Origin of the sequence: Achromobacter kerstersii, assembly GCF_902859595.1 — a bacterium.
Classification (GTDB): domain Bacteria; phylum Pseudomonadota; class Gammaproteobacteria; order Burkholderiales; family Burkholderiaceae_B; genus Achromobacter; species Achromobacter kerstersii.
On sequence record NZ_CADIJQ010000005.1, the window covers coordinates 182,599 to 201,084 of the forward strand.

Annotated in this window: 13 protein-coding genes; 3 read left to right on the forward strand and 10 right to left on the reverse strand. The window is 62.7% G+C overall.

Going from position 1 to position 18,486, the window contains the following annotated elements; genetic code table 11:
* Positions 1-98: 98 nt before the first annotated feature.
* From HV765_RS16620 to HV765_RS16645, 6 genes are all read right to left on the reverse strand, one after another.
* The gene (locus HV765_RS16620) at positions 99-533 is read right to left on the reverse strand and encodes a hypothetical protein (protein WP_175170402.1); all 435 of its coding nucleotides are present in this window, start codon (positions 531-533) and stop codon (positions 99-101) included.
* Positions 530-2,539, reverse strand: coding sequence for an integrase (locus HV765_RS16625; RefSeq protein ID WP_175170403.1), 2,010 nt, complete (start codon positions 2,537-2,539; stop codon positions 530-532). The genes HV765_RS16620 and HV765_RS16625 overlap by 4 nt, the downstream gene beginning before the upstream one ends.
* Complete coding sequence (locus tag HV765_RS16630; RefSeq protein WP_175170404.1) at positions 2,536-4,080, reverse strand: site-specific integrase; 1,545 nt, start codon at positions 4,078-4,080, stop codon at positions 2,536-2,538. Before HV765_RS16630 ends, HV765_RS16625 begins: the two co-directional genes overlap by 4 nt.
* The gene (locus HV765_RS16635; protein ID WP_175170405.1) at positions 4,055-5,311 is read right to left on the reverse strand and encodes a tyrosine-type recombinase/integrase; all 1,257 of its coding nucleotides are present in this window, start codon (positions 5,309-5,311) and stop codon (positions 4,055-4,057) included. Before HV765_RS16635 ends, HV765_RS16630 begins: the two co-directional genes overlap by 26 nt.
* Before the next feature lie 134 nt (positions 5,312-5,445).
* Entirely contained in the window at positions 5,446-5,967 is a 522-nt protein-coding gene (gene ssb / locus HV765_RS16640; protein ID WP_046802916.1) for a single-stranded DNA-binding protein, read from the reverse strand.
* 325 nt (positions 5,968-6,292) lie between these two features.
* A complete protein-coding gene (locus HV765_RS16645) occupies positions 6,293-7,477 on the reverse strand; it encodes an MFS transporter (RefSeq protein WP_054420825.1) in 1,185 nt (394 codons plus the stop codon).
* Between the two features lie 179 nt (positions 7,478-7,656).
* Between HV765_RS16645 and uvrA the strand changes: the two genes are divergently transcribed.
* Together uvrA and HV765_RS16655 are read left to right on the forward strand one after the other, a co-directional pair.
* Complete coding sequence (uvrA, locus tag HV765_RS16650; RefSeq protein ID WP_054420826.1) at positions 7,657-10,515, forward strand: excinuclease ABC subunit UvrA; 2,859 nt, start codon at positions 7,657-7,659, stop codon at positions 10,513-10,515.
* Positions 10,516-10,651: 136 nt separating this feature from the next.
* Entirely contained in the window at positions 10,652-11,314 is a 663-nt protein-coding gene (locus tag HV765_RS16655; RefSeq protein ID WP_054420827.1) for a glutathione S-transferase family protein, read from the forward strand.
* A gap of 33 nt (positions 11,315-11,347) precedes the next feature.
* On the opposite strand, the gene HV765_RS16660 is transcribed toward HV765_RS16655, so the two are convergent.
* From HV765_RS16660 to HV765_RS16670, 3 genes are read right to left on the reverse strand one after another with little or no spacing between them, the layout of a single operon-like run.
* A complete protein-coding gene (locus HV765_RS16660) occupies positions 11,348-12,475 on the reverse strand; it encodes a deoxyguanosinetriphosphate triphosphohydrolase (RefSeq protein ID WP_175170406.1) in 1,128 nt (375 codons plus the stop codon).
* Between the two features lie 23 nt (positions 12,476-12,498).
* The gene (aroB, locus tag HV765_RS16665) at positions 12,499-13,575 is read right to left on the reverse strand and encodes a 3-dehydroquinate synthase (protein WP_054420828.1); all 1,077 of its coding nucleotides are present in this window, start codon (positions 13,573-13,575) and stop codon (positions 12,499-12,501) included.
* Positions 13,572-14,213 (reverse strand): shikimate kinase, encoded by a 642-nt coding sequence (locus tag HV765_RS16670; RefSeq protein WP_420840123.1) that lies wholly within the window; start codon positions 14,211-14,213, stop codon positions 13,572-13,574. The genes aroB and HV765_RS16670 overlap by 4 nt, the downstream gene beginning before the upstream one ends.
* Before the next feature lie 114 nt (positions 14,214-14,327).
* Between HV765_RS16670 and HV765_RS16675 the strand changes: the two genes are divergently transcribed.
* Positions 14,328-16,775: a penicillin-binding protein 1A gene (locus HV765_RS16675; RefSeq protein ID WP_054420830.1), complete on the forward strand. Its 2,448-nt coding sequence runs from the start codon at positions 14,328-14,330 to the stop codon at positions 16,773-16,775.
* Between the two features lie 58 nt (positions 16,776-16,833).
* Here the strand turns inward: HV765_RS16675 and HV765_RS16680 are convergent, their stop codons facing one another.
* The gene (locus HV765_RS16680; protein WP_254600612.1) at positions 16,834-18,486 is read right to left on the reverse strand and encodes an ABC transporter ATP-binding protein; all 1,653 of its coding nucleotides are present in this window, start codon (positions 18,484-18,486) and stop codon (positions 16,834-16,836) included.

Sequence of the window (18,486 nt, forward strand, 5' to 3'; positions counted from 1 at the left end):
GTCCACCGTAATGCGCCGTACGCCGGGCATTACGACCCACCTTAGTTCGAGCTATATGGCGTGCGGGCGATGGTCCACCCCTGCAGGCCACTTGGCCGTTACTTCGGGCGCTTCGATCGCTCACGCTCCGGTTTTGGCAGCGGCGTGTTGAGCATCATGATGGTCACCCCTTTGCGCTCTGCATTGTGCGCCCAAGTCACGAACTGCTCCTTAAGCAATCGGTTCTCTTGTGTCAGTCGGTCGACCTTGCCCTGCAGCCGATTGACTTGCTCCAATGCCGCTCGTACCCGCTCATCGCGAGGCGTGGCAGGCGTGCCACTCCAGGTTCCCCTCAGGGCTTCCTTCTTGAAGGCAAACGCGTTGGCGATCTCCGGGTAGCCGGAGAAGGTAAATCGAGAGTAAGCAATGCCTGTTGAGTCCTTCACCGCAGCAATGAGCAAGTCCCATGTGAGTTTGCCTTTCCAGCCGTCCAGGGCAGCGAGGACTGCCTGAATGCGCTCGTCAGTCAGATCTGGCGCGCGAGTTTTCTTCATGACAACAATTTCCGTTTTGCGGTCTGGACGAAATGGATGGGTTGAGATGCTGGCTCCTGCGTGATGAGGGCAGGATTGGTGACGTTCAACCGAATCTGGGCACCGCGCGGGACCGAGGGGTCCTCATATATGGACAGCAGTGAGTCGATACGCTCGAGCGTCTTCGTCTGGTGAGCTACCCACGAGTCAGCCCCGTATTCATCATCTGTAAGCCCCTGCTTTGCCACCTCCAGGAGTTGTTCCGTCTCGGCCTTACTGGCGCGAAGGTTCGCCTCTTTGTGCGCTTCGCCCTTGACACACTCGTGCTCCTCGCAATTTATGCAGTCGCGGTGCATCTGGCATGGCTCGCTGGCGAAGTCATGCAAGCAGTACCCAAAGTCCGTTGTGTGAGCGGCTGTAGCACCCAGCTCAGAGAACTGCGTGCGGGCCACCAACCGGCGTGGCTCCCTTGCAACTAACCCACCCATGAATCCCTGGCTCAAGGCATCACTGATGGGGGCTTGAACCTCATCGGAAGTCATGTGGTCATAGGCTCTGTTCTGGGCCGCGTCCTTCCGCCCAGAGAACAAGGCGATTTCGGCGCTGCTCATGCCACCCATTTGGGCAAGCATGTTCAGGTAGTGTCTAAGGCTGTGGGTATTCATTTCGATAGGGGAGCCATCGTCCTCCGTATACCCGAATCGGTCAAAGATGCTAGGCCGCCCATCGTGCCGCACCAATGCACTGGCGATCGTGCCGTAGTCAGCGCAAGTGAACATGCACCGGCAGGTCCTATTCGTCACGTGCATCTCGTCGACCCGGACGACGACCAACGAATCCTTGCAGAGCAACTGCGGGGCTCCTGGCACATAGGGAAACGTATCAGGTAGCATCGACAAAACAGCTTGCTCGACGTCCTTGAAGGTGAAGGCGATACGTCTGGCATCCAGCTGGTGCTTCGGCAGCTTGTGCGTCTTCCGCGCCCACGTGCTGGTCGAGACTCTAGGGGCGTCCTCGCCCCACAGAATGGCCCCAATCTCCGCCGTCGATAGCAACTCGCGACCACGAAGGTGGGCTACATCTTCATGGAGGTACATGGACGTCGGATTCTCGGTGTACCAAGCTGCGATCTCTTGAGCAGGCCGGGTTACCGCCAGAAGGTTCGCAACGGCTTGCTCCGCCACCGAAGCCATCACGGTTGGGAGCCACTTGATGGTATCGTTGGCGCCCTTGGAACCCGCCCATCGCAGCCCGACGTGGCCCGCGAAGCGACCGTCCCCCTTTTCAACGCAGTTCCGGGTCAGCCGCAGTACCTCATTGATTCGCTCCGGGGCACAAGTCATGAGAGCAGTGCCGCTCGATACCAGCACGTCACGCACTGCAACCGCGTCCTGAAAAATGCCACCAAGGGCCCGCAAGGCAGCGGCGGAGGGCATCTTCGATTGTCGCGCTGTCAACGCTTCCTTTGAGATTCTGGAGCCCAGCTCGCGTGGCTTTTTTAGCCCATGCTCCCATGGCTGTCGGAGGGTGATAAAGCCCTTCGAGCCCATCAGATCTGCGACTATCTTGAGCTGGCCTGCAACTCTATACGCGACACCAGCGGAAACGTTCTTATGGGCCAGTTCGACAGCCGTATCTAGCACTTCTTCATTGACCCCCATAGGTCGCGAACCCTTTCCCCACTCGCGCAACGACGCCTCGAGGTACCGCAGCGCGGAGATTCGGACCGCCTGCGAGGTGACCGGACGACTGTCCTGCAGGTAGACCAGGACGGCCTTGGCGAAATCGAGAAACTGCGGAGGCATTGAGGGCTCCGGCTTATCCTGACTGGCGGCCTCCATGGTGCTGAATATGGCTCGAAGCCTGCCGTTATGCCCCTTACGGTTCCCAGCGTCCCAGACGTTCTCGTCAAACTGGAGGCGGGCTCCTAGGACCTCGGATTGGCGGCAGAGCTCGACGAAGGCGTCAAGGTTCTCCTGGGGTTCGAGCTCAGCGCGTGGGACGAAATGGAGGATAGTCCCGCTCACGAGGTGCTCCCTTCGGCCCGCTGGGTCCGCACCATGGCGCACTCAGCGATGACCTCCCTTACCGCGATGATGGCTGCGTCGTTGATAGTTGCCATCTTGGGGTCGGCAGACCACTTTTTTCGCTCCTGCTCCAATCGAGCGAGGACCGCCTCATGGGGGCCGTCCAACCACGGCTCAAATCGAAAGCACGTATAGCACGCGACCGGTTTGTCGAACGCGCAGGACTGAGTCGAGCCGGCACAGCTCGCGAGACCCTTTGTCGACACCCTGAAGTCAATGATAGTGCTGCCCGGCACGTCCTTTTGGGTCGCCTGCTCTTCACCGTCGATAAGGCGTCCTTGAAAGCAGCGAGCAACGGGTGCAAGGTTAGGGCCCATCGCCTTGTTCATGTTCGAAAGGCCGGTGGGGGATTGTTCAAAGTAGACGTCTACGTTTTGCAGATCAACGTGCCCCAGAAGGTGCGCGACAACGGTCCTACTGGCCCCCTCATCGACGAGCCGAGTGCCGAATGTCGGCCGGAATCTTTTAGGACTAACCGGCATCTGCTCGTAATCAAGCCTTGGGGTTGCGGGCGCTATCTCGCTCAGAATGCGCGAGAAAGTGTGGGACAACTGGTCCCTGGTGCAGTGCCCATAGAATATGTCATCTTTACCTCGAAGTTGTTCTCGTGGTCCTCGGGTCAAGACGTCGGCAACTGGAAAAAGCGGAGCGGCGGCGTCCCGGCCAGCTATTCGCTGGCTCTCTATGTGCTCCATCACCAAGCGACCGGTCTGCGGAGAAAGGTCAAACGTGAGAAAGCTCGCGCGCGAATGCTCAAGCCCAGTCTTCACGCGAGGCAAGCGAAGAACGAACTTGCCAGTGCTTCCATCCAAGTCCTTCAACTTAAGAGAGGCGTACTGAGAAATTCGGCCCCCGGCAACAAACAGGAGGCGGAAAAGAACAATGATCCAACGCGGAATGGCACCAGTCCCGTAAGCCGCGTCTACCGCCTTGTAGAGGGTGATGTACTCCTCCTCGCTGAAAGGCCCATCGACCGGATCGCGCTGGCGCACAGCCGCACCCTTCACATTGCCCGGCTTGCGACGTTCACGGAGGTACTGAACGCAATCCGCCTCGACGCCGGGAAGATCCAGCGCATGCCACTTCTGCAGCAGGACGTTTAGATGCCCGAGCCGCCATTTCTCATGCTCCTGAAGCCGCGCAGCATAGTTGGACACCTCCGCGACGCTCACGGACTTCAAAGGAGCTTGGCCGTCACGAAGCGCGAGGAAGTGTACGAACGCATTGAACAGATTCCCCGCGTATGTTGGAGCGTTCAGCTTCACAAAGACGTGCAGGGTGTACTTGAGCGAAGCAATGGGGAATGTCGCCGCCATGCTCAACCGTGAAAAGTCCAGCCGGATGCGGAACACTCCGTCGACCCAGTGCCAGAGATCGTCGTTCGGGTTGAATCCTATGCCGCTGCGCGTATGAGCACGTGCTGGCAGGGTGCGCGCTAGTGTCCCTGTTTGCTTCTTATTTGTCGTCGCGGAGCTTGTCATCGAGTTCTTCCTGGAGCCTGAGGGCTAGTTCCCTGCCCTTTCTGTCGGTGTACCGACGCGTATAGGTAGCTGCGATCTTCGAGTTGTCGCTCCAGCCCTGCTGGCTATTGCGAGCCCGCTGTTCCGCGACCTCGGGCAGGTTCATGGCCTCGGCCTGTTCCGAAAAGCGCTCGTTCCACGTGTGACGCATCACGTGACTGGTGAGGGTTACCGGAAGTTCAGGAATCGCAGCTCGCAGCTCCTTGAAGAGTTTGTCCACGGCCTGCATTGACAGAGCATTCCCATCTTCCGAGACGATGATCTGTGGGATAGACCGTGCAACCTTGATACCTCGACGCTCCTTCAAGTACGCCTGTAAGGCCCTCATTACGGACGGTGAAAGCTCCACAGTCCGGTCGTAGGTTTTCGTGTTCGGTTGTCGGAGACGACGATCCTCAACGGCGTCGGAGCGACGCAAAATGTTCAGCTTTGGCTGGTTCGAGTGGATGTCGCCGATCTGGAGGCCTAGAAGCTCCCCCCTTCGCATCCCGCTGGCAAGGAGAAGCACCACGATGAGCCAATTGCGCTGCCGGACAAAACCACGAACCCAGGGGTTATCAGGAGAGTCTGGGTGAACCACAGCAAGCACTCGATTCTGCTCTTCAATACTGAGCCCCACCCGCGCGCCCAGCTTTGCACGCCTGGAAATTTCTGGAATGTGCGTCCGGAACGCCGTTATGGCACGTGTGGTGTCAGCCTCTAGGTCCCGCCGGTCACCACGAGGTAGCGAGGCTGCTACGTAGCCTGAGATGAACGATAGGTAGTCCGCCATGTATCGAAGTCGAGACGCGCACGTTTGAGTGTCGACCGGTTGGCGTTCGGCCTGCTTCTGGCTCCTCCGGATGCCAATGCGCCGGATGTCGATGACATTCGATTTGCCTTTGGCCGGCGCAACTTCAAGGTCCTCGGACCGATAGCGAGCGGCTGACACGAGGCGATCCAACTCAGGGGCGGTGAGGAATTGCCCACTCAAAAGCCGCTCGAGCAGATCCACGCCGGCTGCATCTAGCTCACGATACAGAAGCGCCAAGCAGCAGCAAACGAAGTGAATCGTGTTAGCCGCACGTCCCTTGTTTCGGTACTTCCCTAGAAATAGGGTGACCTCCTGAACCGGAAGTCCATTGACCCTCTGTAAGAGGGAGTGCCGCTCGCCGTTTCGGAACGTGATGCGTTGAGCAACAAATTTGGTCATCTACCCACAACTGCTGTGTATGTACGGTTTAGCCCACATGGGCACTACAGCACGAAAACAGGTGTGGGTAAAGAAAAAGGCCCCCCTCCAAAGGAGAAGAGGCCTTAATCAACATTAATAAGGGATGGTAGGAACTAGAACGGAATATCGTCGTCCATATCCGCCAGGTTCGCACCGCTGCTGGCCGGGGCCGCTGCGGGGGCCGGGCGCTGTTGCGGCGCCGGGCGTTGCGCCGGGGCGCGTTGCTGTTGCGGGCGCGACGGAGCGTCGTCGTAGCCGCCACCACCACCGTAGCTGGCGCCGCCGCCACCGCCGTCTTCACGGCCACCCAGCATTTGCATCTGGTCGGCGACGACTTCGGTGCTGTAGCGATCAGCGCCGGTGTCCTTGTCTTGCCACTTGCGCGTCTTCAGACGGCCTTCGATGTAGACCGAGCGGCCCTTCTTCAGGTATTCGCCGGCGATTTCAGCCAGGCGGTTGTACATGACGACGCGGTGCCATTCGGTTTCTTCGCGGCGCTCGCCGGAAGCCTTGTCCTTCCAGGTGGAGGTCGTGGCGATGGACATATTGCAGATTGCAGCCCCTTCCGGGCTGTAGCGGACTTCCGGGTCGCGCCCCAGATTGCCCACGAGAATGACTTTGTTAACCGATGCCATGCCGATGTCCCTCAGTTGTTGACAGCCTGCGCCTGTGCGTTGCCGCGAGCGCGCCGGCAACAACATAAAAAGCGATGTTGAAGACCGGCTTCATGAAACACGCCGGTCATCATGACAATGACCGGCGACGCCTGGGAGCCCGAAGGCGGACCCGAATTCTTGAAGCCCTAATTTGGTACGTATTATCGACGAAAAGCGCCTGCCGCGCCAAACGCCAATGGTGACAAAGCGATCCTGGTGGTGATCCGAATTGCGATCCGTTGAGCGCCGTTCACGGCGCGATCAACGACTTTCCCGGGCTTTCGGGGACGCATCCCCGCGACCCCTAAGCCAGCGGCCGCAACGCCCAGGTTACGGCCAGCCAGACGGCCGACAGGATAGCCGCGCCGATGAAAACCGCGCTTGCGCCCGAATGCGACGCCAGCCAGCCGCCCAGCGCGCCGCCCGCAAACAGGCCAGCCGCTTGGGCGGTGTTGTAGAAGCCCAGCGCCAAGCCTTTGTAGGCTTGCGGGGCCACGCGGGACACCAGCGACGGCTGCAAGGCTTCCAGCACGTTGAAGGCGACGAAGAAGCCGGTCAGCGCCACGGCCAGCGTGTAGAAGCCATGGCTGGCCGCCGGCAGCAAGGCGCAGACCAGCACCAGCCCGGCGACTGCTGCGCGCAGGGCGCCGCGATGAGCGCGGCGCTTTTCCGCCACGAACACCACCGGCACCATCAGCACGAACGACACCAGGATGACGGGCAGATAGACCTTCCACAGGTCTCGCGCGTCCAGCCCGCCGACCTTGGCCAGCAAGGCAGGCACCACGACAAACAACGACACCTGGATCAAATGCAGTACGAACACGCCGAAGTTCAGGCGCAGCAGATCGCGGTGGGTCAGCACTTCACGCGGATTGGCCGACTGCATCGTCCGGGCTTGCGTGCGTGGCACCACCGGCACGACAAAACGCGCCACGGCCAGGCAGATCACGCCCAGGCAGGCGATGGTCCAGAACAGGCCGGACAGCCCCCACCACCCCACCAGCACGGGCGACAAGACGAGTGACACCGCGAAAGACAAGCCGATTGATCCGCCCACCATGGCCATGGCGCGCGTGCGCACTTCGTCGCGGGTGGCGTCGGCCAGCCACGCGGTGACCGCGGCCGAAATGGCGCCCGCCCCCTGGATGGCGCGGCCAATGGTGATCCAGTACACATCGGTGGCCTGCGCACAGACGATGCTGCCCGCCACGAACAGCAGCAGGCCGAACAGCACGACGGGCCGCCGGCCCCAGCGGTCAGACGCCAGCCCGAAGGGAATCTGCATGAACGCCTGGGTCAGGCCATACATGCCCAGCGCCAGGCCGACGCGCGCGGGGTCGTCCCCGCCCGGCATGCCGGCGGCGGCGACGGCAAAAACCGGCAACAACAGGAACAGCCCCAGCATCCGCGCAGCGAACAAGCCGGCCAGCGCGACGCTCGCGCGGCGCTCGGAAGGGGTCAATTTCAGTTTGGTGTCTGCCGGCATGCGGAAATTTCAACAATGACAAGGGCGGTGCGCGCGCGTGGATGTCACACGCTCACGGTCTGATCTAGCGGTGCGGCGCCGGACCCGGTTCAGTCAATCTTGACGGACTGCCCCGAACGCTGAGGGATTCGGCGCGCTATAGTACCAAGTTGGCCTTTGAAACCGCTTAAAAGAGCCCGATGGACGCGATACGCATTCGGGGTGCACGCACCCACAACCTTAAGAACGTCTCGCTGGACCTGCCGCGCCACAAACTGGTGGTCGTCACCGGCTTGTCCGGCTCGGGCAAGTCTTCGCTGGCGTTCGACACGCTGTACGCGGAGGGCCAACGACGTTATGTGGAAAGCCTTTCCGCCTACGCCCGCCAATTCCTCCAGCTGATGGACAAGCCGGACGTGGACCTTATCGAAGGGCTGTCGCCGGCCATTTCGATCGAGCAGAAAGCCGCGGGGCACAACCCGCGCTCCACGGTCGGCACCATCACCGAGATCCACGACTACCTGCGCCTGCTGTACGCGCGGGTCGGCACGCCCTACTGCCCGGATCACGGCCTGCCGCTGCAAGCGCAAAGCGTCAGCCAGATGGTCGACGCGGTGCTGGGCTGGACGCCCGAAACGCGTCTGGCCGTGCTGGCGCCGATTGCTCGTGGCAAGAAGGGCAGCTTCGAAGACGAATGCGCCAGCTTGCAAGCCCAGGGTTATGTGCGGCTGCGGGTGGACGGGCAATTGGTGGAAATCGACGGCATGCCGCCGTTGAAGAAAACCGAAAAGCACGACATCGATGTCGTCATCGACCGGCTGCGCATCAAGCCGGAAAGCAAGCAGCGTCTGGCGGAAAGCTTCGAGACCGCCCTGCTGCTGGCAGATGGCCGCGCGCTGGCGCTGGACATGGATAGCGAACGGGAACAGGTGTTCTCCAGCCGCTACGCCTGCCCGGTATGCAGCCACAGCCTGCCCGAACTCGAACCGCGTCTGTTCAGCTTCAACAACCCGATGGGCGCCTGCCCCAGTTGCGACGGCATCGGACAAGTGGGCTTCTTTGACCCGAAGCGCGTCGTGGCTTTCCCGGAACTGAGCCTGGCCGCCGGCGCAATCCGAGGCTGGGACCGCCGCAACGCCTTCACGCATTCGCTGCTGACGAGCCTGGCCGCGCATTACGAATTCGATATCGAAGCGCCCTTCGAAGACTTGCCCGAAGCGCTGCGCGACAAGGTGCTCTATGGCTCTGGCGAAGAAGAAATCTCGTTCCTGTACCTGAACGAAAAAGGCCGCAGCACCGTCAAGCGCCACGCCTTCGAAGGCGTCATCCCGAACCTGGAGCGCCGCTGGCGCGAGACGGATTCGGCCACGGTGCGCGAAGAACTCGGCAAGTACCGCAATATCAAGACCTGCCCCGACTGTGCCGGTTCGCGCCTGCGCCCCGAAGCGCGCAATGTGCTGATCGGCCACGACCCGCGCGGCGGCGAGCGCCACGGCCAGGCCATCTACGAAGTCGAGGCCATGCCCTTGTCGAGCTGCCTGGCCTGGTTCCGAAACCTGAACCTGACCGGCGCCAAGCAAGAGATCGCGCAGCGCATCGTGCGCGAGATCGAAGCACGGCTCAGCTTCCTGAACAACGTCGGGTTGAATTACCTGTCGCTGGACCGTAGCGCCGACACAATTTCGGGCGGCGAGGCCCAGCGTATCCGGCTGGCCAGCCAGATCGGCTCAGGCCTGACGGGCGTGATGTACGTGCTGGACGAGCCCTCAATCGGCTTGCACCAGCGCGACAACGACCGCCTGATCGGCACCCTCCAGCACCTGCGAGACCTGGGCAACAGCGTCATCGTCGTCGAGCACGACGAAGACATGATCCGCATGGCCGATTGGGTGGTGGACATGGGCCCGGGCGCCGGCGAACACGGCGGCGAAGTCGTGGCGCAAGGCGATCCCGAAACGGTGCAGCGCGACCCGAACTCGCTGACCGGCCAATACCTGAGCGGCGCGCGCGAGATCGCCATCCCCGCCCGCCGTCCGGTCAACGACGAATTGCCCTGGCTGACCCTGACGGGCGCCAGCGGCAACAACCTGAAAGACGTCGAACTGCGCCTGCCCGGGGGCCGGCTGGTGTGCGTGACGGGCGTGTCGGGTTCCGGCAAGTCCACGCTCATCAACGACACGCTGGCGGTCGCCGTGTCGCGCCAGCTGCACCACGCGCAAAGCGAACCCGCCCCCTATGTGTCGATGCAAGGGCTGGAGAATTTCGACAAGATCATCAGCGTGGACCAAAGCCCCATCGGCCGCACGCCGCGCAGCAACCCCGCGACCTACACGGGCCTGTTCACGCCCATCCGCGAACTCTTCGCGGGCGTGCCGGAAGCCCGCACGCGCGGCTACGACCCCGGCCGCTTCAGCTTCAACGTCAAGGGCGGCCGCTGCGAAGCCTGCCAGGGCGACGGCGTGGTCAAGGTCGAGATGCACTTCCTGCCCGACATGTACGTGCCTTGCGACGTCTGCCACGGCAAGCGCTACAACCGCGAAACGCTCGAAATTCGGTATCGCGGCCGCAACATCAGCGAAGTGCTGGAGCTGACGGTCGAACAGGCGCTGGAATATTTCGAGTCGGTGCCGGCCATTTCGCGCAAGCTGCACACGTTGATCGATGTCGGTCTGTCCTATATTCGGCTGGGCCAAAGCGCGACCACCTTGTCGGGCGGTGAAGCGCAGCGCGTGAAGCTGTCGCAAGAGCTGTCGCGCCGCAGCACCGGGCGCACGCTGTACATCCTGGACGAGCCCACCACCGGCTTGCATTTCCGCGATATCGAGCTACTGTTGCAAGTACTGAATCAATTGGTCGACAGCGGCAACACCGTGCTCATCATCGAACACAACCTGGACGTCATTAAAACGGCGGACTGGCTGATCGATATGGGTCCGGAAGGCGGCGACGGCGGCGGCTACGTGGTGGCGCAAGGCACCCCGGAAGACGTCGCGGCGACGCAAGCCAGCCACACCGGGCAATACCTGGGCAAGCTGCTGCGCCGAAACGCTGGAAGATGATCCTGCTGGAAGATGATCCTTCTGGAAGGTCATCCTGCAAAGGATGACCCTGCCGGAAGGTGAACCTGCCAGAAGGTGAACCTGCCGAACGGTGATTCAGCACGTCGACTTGGATAATCCCTGCGTAAGGACTGGCATGTACACCCTGATCATCGGCAATAAGAATTATTCCTCGTGGTCGTTACGGCCATGGCTGGCCCTGCGCGCAACCGGCATTGCCTTTACTGAGCAAAAGCTCGGGTTTTTCACGGAAGAGTTTTCACGCAAGGTAGGTGCGGTGTCGCCAGCCGGCCTGGTGCCCGTGCTGCTGGACCGTGATTTCGCCGTCTGGGATTCGCTGGCCATTTGCGAGTACGTGGCCGAGCAGCGCCCCGAGGCGCAGTTGTGGCCGAAGGACGCGCATGCGCGTGCCCGCGCCCGTTCGCTGGCGGCGCAAATGCACAGCGGCTTCGGCGCATTGCGCAACGCCATGCCGATGAACATCGAAGCGCATCTGCCCGGCATCAAGTTCCCGGAAGCCGCGCAGCAGGATGTGTCGCGGCTGCAAGCCATCTGGCACGACACCCGCGCAGAATTCGGCCGGGGCGGCCCATTCCTGTTCGGTGCGTTTTCCATTGCCGACGCGTTCTTTGCGCCGGTGGTGTCGCGCTTCACCACCTATGGCATCCCCGCCGCGGGTGCCGTGCGTGACTACATGGATGCGGTGCTGGCGCTGCCCGCCATGCAGGACTGGATGCGCGATGCGCGCGCCGAAGCCACGTTCGTGCCCGAAGACGAACCGTACCGCAAGCACCGCTAGCCCGCGGCGATGCCGGCGGCAGGCCGGCCGCGATCAACCCATGTCGAACAGGCGTTTATGTTCGCGGATGGCGTAGCGGTCGGTCATGCCGGCGATGTAATCGGAAATGGCGCGTGCCTGCTCATTGAAGGCGGGCCTGCGGTAATCCGGCGGCAGCAACCGCGGATCATCCAGGAACGCCGCGAACAGTTCGCGCACGATGCGGCGCGCCTTGGCCGTCATGCGCAGCACCTGATAGTGCCGGTACAGGTTGTCGAACAAGAACTTCTTCAACGCATCGGCTTCGCGGCGGATCTCGTCCGAGAACCCCGCCAACGGCGGTGAGCGGCGCACATCATCCACGCTGGCAGGTGCCGCGTCGCGGATGCGCGCAAGCGAAGTGTGCGTCAGGTCAACGATCAGCGTGTTGATCATGCGGCGGATCGTCTCGGCCACGGCGCGGCGCTGGGCCAGCCCGGGATAGCGGCTGAGCACTTCAGCGTGATGGCGCTCGAAGATCGACACGTCTTTCAGTTGCTCAAGCGTGATCAGCCCGGAACGCAGCCCATCATCAATATCGTGATTGTTGTAGGCGATCTCGTCGGCCAGGTTGGCCAACTGCGCTTCCAGCGACGGCTGCGTTCGGGAGAGGAAGCGTTCGCCCACATCACCCAGCTGACGCGCGTGCGCCACCGAGCAATGCTTCAGGATGCCTTCACGCGTTTCAAAGCAAAGATTCAAGCCGTTGAAGTCCGCATAGCGTTCCTCAAGCTCGTCCACCACGCGCAGGCTTTGCAGGTTGTGCTCGAAGCCGCCCGCCTCGGGCGCAAGCTCGCGCATGCAGGCGTTCAGCTCGTCTTGCCCGGCATGGCCGAACGGCGTGTGGCCAAGGTCATGGGCAAGCGAGATGGCTTCGGTCAGGTCTTCCGACAGCCCCAGGCTGCGCGCCAGCGTACGCGCAATCTGCGCCACTTCCAGGCTGTGCGTAAGGCGGGTGCGGAACAGGTCGCCTTCGTGGTTCACGAAGACCTGCGTCTTGTATTCCAGGCGGCGGAACGCGCCGGAATGAACGATGCGGTCCCGGTCGCGCTGAAACTCGGTGCGGTTTTCAGGCGGCGGTTCAGAATAAGTCCGGCCGCGCGATTGAGACGGGTCGGATGCGTAGGAAGCCAGTTCTTTCATCTGCAACACCGTCTCCATCACGGTTACTGAGTGGTTCGTGCCAGGACGGCGCGCACCGCGTCGTCCGGGGCGGCGCGCATGAACGCTTCGCCAATGCGGGGCATGAGCACGTAGCGGATTGAGCCGCCTTCGGTCTTCTTGTCGACCTGCATCAGGTCCAGCCAGCGATCCGCGCCCAGGTCGGGCGCCACGACCGGGCAGCCAATCGCCGCCACCAGCGCGCGCACGCGTTCAACGTCGGCCCGGGCAAAGCCCGCCACGTCGGCGGACAGCTCAGCCGCTTGCACCATGCCGCAGCCCACGGCTTCGCCGTGCAGCCAGGCGCCGTAGCCCAGCCCGGATTCGATGGCGTGGCCAAAGGTGTGGCCCAGGTTCAGGATGGCGCGCAAGCCGGACTCGCGCTCGTCCTTGCCCACCACCTGCGCCTTCAGCTCGCACGAACGGCGGATGGCGTAGGCGACTGCCTGCGGGTCCAGAGCGCGCAATTTTTGCGCATTGTCTTCGCACCACGTCCAGAAGTCGGGGTCCAGGATCAGGCCGTACTTGATGACTTCAGCCAGCCCGGCCGACACTTCGCGCGCAGGCAGCGTGTTCAGCACATCGGTATCGATTTCCACCGCAACCGGCTGGTAAAACGCGCCGATCATATTCTTGCCCAGCGGGTGGTTCACGGCCGTCTTGCCGCCCACCGATGAATCCACCTGCGCCAGCAACGTCGTGGGCACTTGCAGGAAGCGCACGCCACGCATATAGACGGCGGCGGCGAACCCGGTCATGTCGCCAATGACGCCGCCACCCAGGGCCACCAGCACGCAGCGGCGGTCCAGGCGGTGGGTCAGCAAGGCGTCAAAAATCAGGTTCAGCGACTGCCAGTCTTTGTAGGCCTCGCCGTCGGGCAGTTCAATGCGCAGCACGCGTTTACCGGTGCGAGCCAGCGCGGCTTCGGCGCGTTCGCCATACAGCGCCGCCACCGTGGGGTTGGTGACGACCGCAATCGCGGTGGCGTCGGCGGGGATGCATTGGTCCAGGGCATCGATGCGGCCGGGGCCGATGTGGATGGGATAGCTTCCGCCCGGGGTGTCGACGTCAACAACGTTCATATACGCTTCTCAAAGGCTTGTAATTGCGGCAGCAACGCCTTGACCAGGGTGTGGATGGGCATCGCGCCCGTTTCCACCACCAGGTCGGCGACTTCCTTGTAGAGGGGTTCCCGCAGGGTCATCAGGTCGCGCAGGGTGCCGCGGGGGTCCGCCGTAGCCAGCAAGGGGCGGTTACGGTCGCGGCAAGTACGGCGGAACAATTCGTCCACACTGGCCCTCAAATACACGACGATTCCGCGTTCGTGCAGCCGCTGACGATTTTCGGCCGCCAGGATCGCGCCCCCGCCGGTTGCAAGAATAATGTTGCGCCGTTGGGTACACTCTTCCAAGGCGGCGGACTCTCGGCGACGAAAACCGGCTTCGCCCTCGATTTCGAAGATAACCGGCACCCGCACGCCGCAACGCGCCTCGAGCTCATGATCCAAATCCATAAACTCGCGCCCCAGCGCACGCGCCAGGCTACGGCCGATGGTGGTCTTGCCTGCGCCCATCATCCCGACCAGGAAGACGGGCAGGTCGTGCGGCAACGACACGGTCTTGCCTGTGCACTCCATGGCGCAAGGCAAGTTTTCAGGCGCCTCGTCGGAGGGCGCTGGGTCCGGGTCAGCCTCCGGACATGAGTGGGCGGAAAAGTTCATGTCGGCATTATCACATCTGCCGCCAGTTGCCCGCGTACCACACAGAACTATCTTGTTACAGAAACCGATCCCGAGCGCTGAGCCGGGACCGGAGTTACCCGTAAAATCGCCGCGATGAGCAAGCCCCAGAATTCCTCCAAGAAAGACAAGCCCGCCAAGAGCGGCTCCCCGATCCTGCGATTCTTCGTAAAAACCGGCATCCTCTTTGCCGGCCTGTTCCTGTGCGGCGTATTGCTGGCGGGAATGGCGCTGGCGCTGGCCTGGCCCAACCTGCCAGACCTGAACGCCATGACGGACTATCGCCCGCGGGTGCCGCTGCGCGTCTATACGGCGGATCGCGTCCTGATCGGCGAATTTGGCGAAGAACGCCGCAACGTGCTGCGTTTCAATGAAATTCCGGACGTCATGAAGTCCGCGGTGCTGGCGGCCGAAGACGACCGCTTCTATCAGCACGGCGGTATCGACTGGATGGGCGTTGCGCGCGCGGGCCTGACGAACCTGATCAACATGTCGAAGACGCAGGGCGCCAGCACGATCACGATGCAGGTCGCGCGCAACTTCTACCTGTCGTCGGAAAAAACGTATTCGCGCAAGTTCTACGAACTGCTGCTGACGTTCAAGATCGAGTCCGAGCTCACCAAGGACCAGATCCTTGAGCTCTACATGAACCAAATTTATCTGGGCCACCGCGCCTACGGTTTCGCCGCCGCCTCGCGCACGTACTTCGGCAAGCCGCTGGCGGAAGTGACGCCGGCCGAAGCCGCCATGCTGGCCGGCATTCCGAAGGCGCCTTCGCGCTTCAATCCGATTTCGAACCGCCCCCGCGCCGAACTGCGCCAGCGCTATGTGCTGGGCCGCATGCAGTCGCTGGGTTACCTGACCGAGCCGGAATACAAGCAGGCGATGGCACAGCAGATCGTCATGAAGTCGGCGGAAGGCACGCCGGCCGGCGGCTATTCCATTCATGGCGAATACGTGGCGGAATTGGCGCGCCAGCTGCTGTTCAACGTCTACCAAGACAACGTCTACTCGCGCGGCATCAACATCTACACCACCGTGCAGTCGAAGGACCAGGAAGCGGCATACCGCGCCGTGCGTGAAGGCGTGCTGGAATACACGCGCCGCGCGCCCTACCCCGGCCCCGAGGAACAGCTGGACCTGCCCCCCGGCACCGAAAACAATCCGGCGGCGCTGGACGAATTCCTGGACGGCGTGTTCGACAAGTTCAGCGATAGCGGCGACCTGCTCACCGCGCTGGTCCTGTCGGCCAGCCCCACCGAAGTGAAGCTCGCGCGCAGCTCACGCGAAATCATCACGGTGACCGACAAGAAGGTGCTGGGCGTTGTCGCCCGCGCGCTGAACGACAAGGCCAAGCCCGAACAACGCATCAAGCGCGGCTCGGTGGTCTACATCCGCAAGTTCGGCGACAACTGGGAAATCATCAACCTGCCTTCGGTGCAGGCAGCGTTCGTGGCCCTGTCGCCGCAAGACGGCGCCATCCGCGCCATGGTCGGCGGTTTCGACTTCTATCGCGGCAACTTCAACCGCGTGACGCAGGCGTGGCGCCAGCCGGGCTCGAACATCAAGCCCTTCATCTACGCCGCCTCGCTGGAACGCGGCCTGACGCCGGCCACGCAAATCTCTGACCAGCCGTTCGAACTGACCGCCGCGCAAACCGGCTCCAAAGCCTGGAACCCCAAGAACTACGGCAACCAGTACGAACCGATGCTGACGTTGCGCCAGGGCTTGTACAAGTCGAAGAACATGGTGTCGATCCGCATCCTGCAAGCCATCAGCCCGCAGTACGCACAGGACTACCTGACCCGTTTCGGTTTTGACAAGGCCCGCCAGCCGGCCGTGCTGCCGCTGGCGTTGGGCGCAGGCTCCGTCACGCCGCTGCAACTGGCCGGCGCGTTCTCGGTGTTCGCCAACGGCGGCTACCGCGTCACCCCGTATCTGATCGACCGCGTGACCGACAGCAACGGCAAGGTCATCATGCAATCCAAGCCGGTGGTGGCGGGCGACGCCGCTGCCCGCGCGATCGACCCGCGCACCGCCTGGGTCATGGACGACATCCTGCGCGGCGTGGCCACCTACGGCACCGCGGCGCGTGCACGCGTGCTGCTCAAGCGCAACGACATCGCCGGCAAGACGGGCACGACCAACGAATCCGTGGACGCCTGGTTCTCGGGCTACACGCCGAACCTGGTTGCGACGTCGTGGCTGGGCTTTGACCAGCCGAAGTCGCTGGGCTCGCGCGAAACGGGTGGCGGCGTCGCCATGCCGATCTGGGTCGACTACATGCAAGACGTGCTCAAGGGCGTGCCGGAAGAAAAGCCGCGCGCGCGCCCCGACGGCATCATCGTGGAAAACGGCGAGTTCTATTTCTCGGAATTCCCGCCTGGGCAAGCCGTAGCCCGCCTGGGCCTGGCCGAGGCCGACACGCTGGGCGAGTTCCTGCATGGCTTGGGCAGCAGCAGCAACGAAGATACGAAGATCAAGGTAGCGCCGGGCGTGGGAACGCAAAACGCGGCCCCGTGGTCGCAGAAGATCCCGTTCTGATGAAAAAAGGCCGGCCTGTGATGGGCCGGCCTTCAGTTGCTGATGGGCAGCCGGCTTTCTACTGAAGCACCGCTTCGGCCGGCCTGAACCGCTTGAAATCCCAATGCCGGCCCGGCGCGGCGTCCAGCAGCTGGCGCGTGTAGCCATCCTGCGGCCGGGTCAGCACCGCGGCCGCCTCCCCCGCTTCGACGATCTGCCCCGACTTCATCACGACAATCGAATCGCAGATCTGCGCCGCCACGCGCAGGTCGTGTGTGATGAACAGCACGGCCGTATCGGTACGGGTGCGTATGTCTTCAATCAGTTCCAGCACCTGCGCCTGTACCGACACGTCCAACGCGGAGACCGCCTCGTCGGCGATCAGGATGTCGGGCCGCAGGGCCAGGGCGCGCGCAATGCAGATGCGCTGGCGTTGCCCGCCCGAGAACTGATGCGGATAGCGCTCCATGGTGTCCGCGCCCAGCCCGACGATATCCAGCAGCTCTATCGCCCGCGCTTGCGCCTCGTCTTGTGGCACGCCGAAGTTGCGCATGCCCTCGATGATCGAATCGCCGACGCGAAGGCGCGCATTCAGCGACCGGTACGGGTCCTGGAACACCACCTGGATGCGCTTGCGCACAGGATGGAATGCCCGTTTGCTGGCCGTGGCGATCTCGGTGCCATCCAGGCGCACACTGCCGGAACTGGGATCGATCAGGCGAGCGATGCAGCGCGCCAGGGTGGACTTGCCCGAACCGGATTCGCCCACGATGCCCACGATCTCTTTCTTGCGCAGTGTGAAGCTGACATCGCGCACCGCGTGCACCGCGCGCTTTGCCTTGAAGAAGCCGCGCTCGCTATAGGTCTTTTGCAGACCGTTGACGACCAGCACAGGTTCGCCCGTGGGCGCCTGCCGAGCCGACGGCGCCAGCCCCGGCACCGATGACACCAGCATGCGGGTGTAAGCCTCTTTCGGACGCGCCAGCACCTCGTCGCGCGTACCCACCTCGACCAGCTTTCCGCGGTTCATCACCGCAATGCGATCGGCAATTTCCGCCACCACGCCGAAGTCATGCGTGATGAACAGCACCGCAGTGTTGTGCGACTTCTGCAACTCCAGAATCAACGCCAGGATTTGCTTCTGGGTAGTCACGTCCAGCGCGGTGGTGGGCTCGTCGGCGATCAGCAGCTTGGGGTTCAGAATCAGCGCCATGCAGATGACGATGCGTTGGCGTTGTCCGCCGGAAAGCTGATGAGGATAGGACTGGTAGATGCGTTCCACGTCCGGCAGCCGCACCGACGCCAGCATGTCCAGGATCTTGCGCTTGCGTGAGGCCGCGTCCATGGCGCTATGGGTGCGCAGTACCTCGTCGATCTGCCAGCCCACCGTGCGCACCGGATTGAGCGCCGTCATGGGCTCCTGGAAGACCATGGACATGCGGGTCGCGCGTAGTTCGCGCAGGCGCTCCGGCGTGCACGCCAGCACGTCTTCGCCGTCAAGCAGGATGCGCCCTGCGCTGGGCCGCAGCGCATCCGGCGCCAACAGGCCCATTACCGAAAATGACGTTACGGATTTGCCCGATCCGGACTCCCCGACCACACACAGTGTTTCACCGGCGTGTATGTCGAAGCTGATGCCTTCGACCACGCGGCGTGGCTCATCCACCGGCGCGCCTACGAGCGACACCGACAGATTCTGCACTTGCAGCACGGGCATTGTGGAATCGTTCAT

What these genes read in the sequence shown, in the direction of transcription:
- HV765_RS16670 (WP_420840123.1), bottom strand. Translation starts at nt 14,213, where the DNA reads ATGAACTTTTCCGCCCACTCATGTCCGGAGGCTGACCCGGACCCAGCG.
- ssb (WP_046802916.1), bottom strand. Translation starts at nt 5,967, where the DNA reads ATGGCATCGGTTAACAAAGTCATTCTCGTGGGCAATCTGGGGCGCGAC.
- HV765_RS16620 (WP_175170402.1), bottom strand. Translation starts at nt 533, where the DNA reads ATGAAGAAAACTCGCGCGCCAGATCTGACTGACGAGCGCATTCAGGCA.
- HV765_RS16630 (WP_175170404.1), bottom strand. Translation starts at nt 4,080, where the DNA reads ATGACAAGCTCCGCGACGACAAATAAGAAGCAAACAGGGACACTAGCG.
- HV765_RS16655 (WP_054420827.1), top strand. Translation starts at nt 10,652, where the DNA reads ATGTACACCCTGATCATCGGCAATAAGAATTATTCCTCGTGGTCGTTA.
- aroB (WP_054420828.1), bottom strand. Translation starts at nt 13,575, where the DNA reads ATGAACGTTGTTGACGTCGACACCCCGGGCGGAAGCTATCCCATCCAC.
- HV765_RS16680 (WP_254600612.1), bottom strand. Translation starts at nt 18,486, where the DNA reads ATGAACGATTCCACAATGCCCGTGCTGCAAGTGCAGAATCTGTCGGTG.
- HV765_RS16675 (WP_054420830.1), top strand. Translation starts at nt 14,328, where the DNA reads ATGAGCAAGCCCCAGAATTCCTCCAAGAAAGACAAGCCCGCCAAGAGC.
- HV765_RS16645 (WP_054420825.1), bottom strand. Translation starts at nt 7,477, where the DNA reads ATGCCGGCAGACACCAAACTGAAATTGACCCCTTCCGAGCGCCGCGCG.
- HV765_RS16660 (WP_175170406.1), bottom strand. Translation starts at nt 12,475, where the DNA reads ATGAAAGAACTGGCTTCCTACGCATCCGACCCGTCTCAATCGCGCGGC.
- HV765_RS16635 (WP_175170405.1), bottom strand. Translation starts at nt 5,311, where the DNA reads ATGACCAAATTTGTTGCTCAACGCATCACGTTCCGAAACGGCGAGCGG.
- uvrA (WP_054420826.1), top strand. Translation starts at nt 7,657, where the DNA reads ATGGACGCGATACGCATTCGGGGTGCACGCACCCACAACCTTAAGAAC.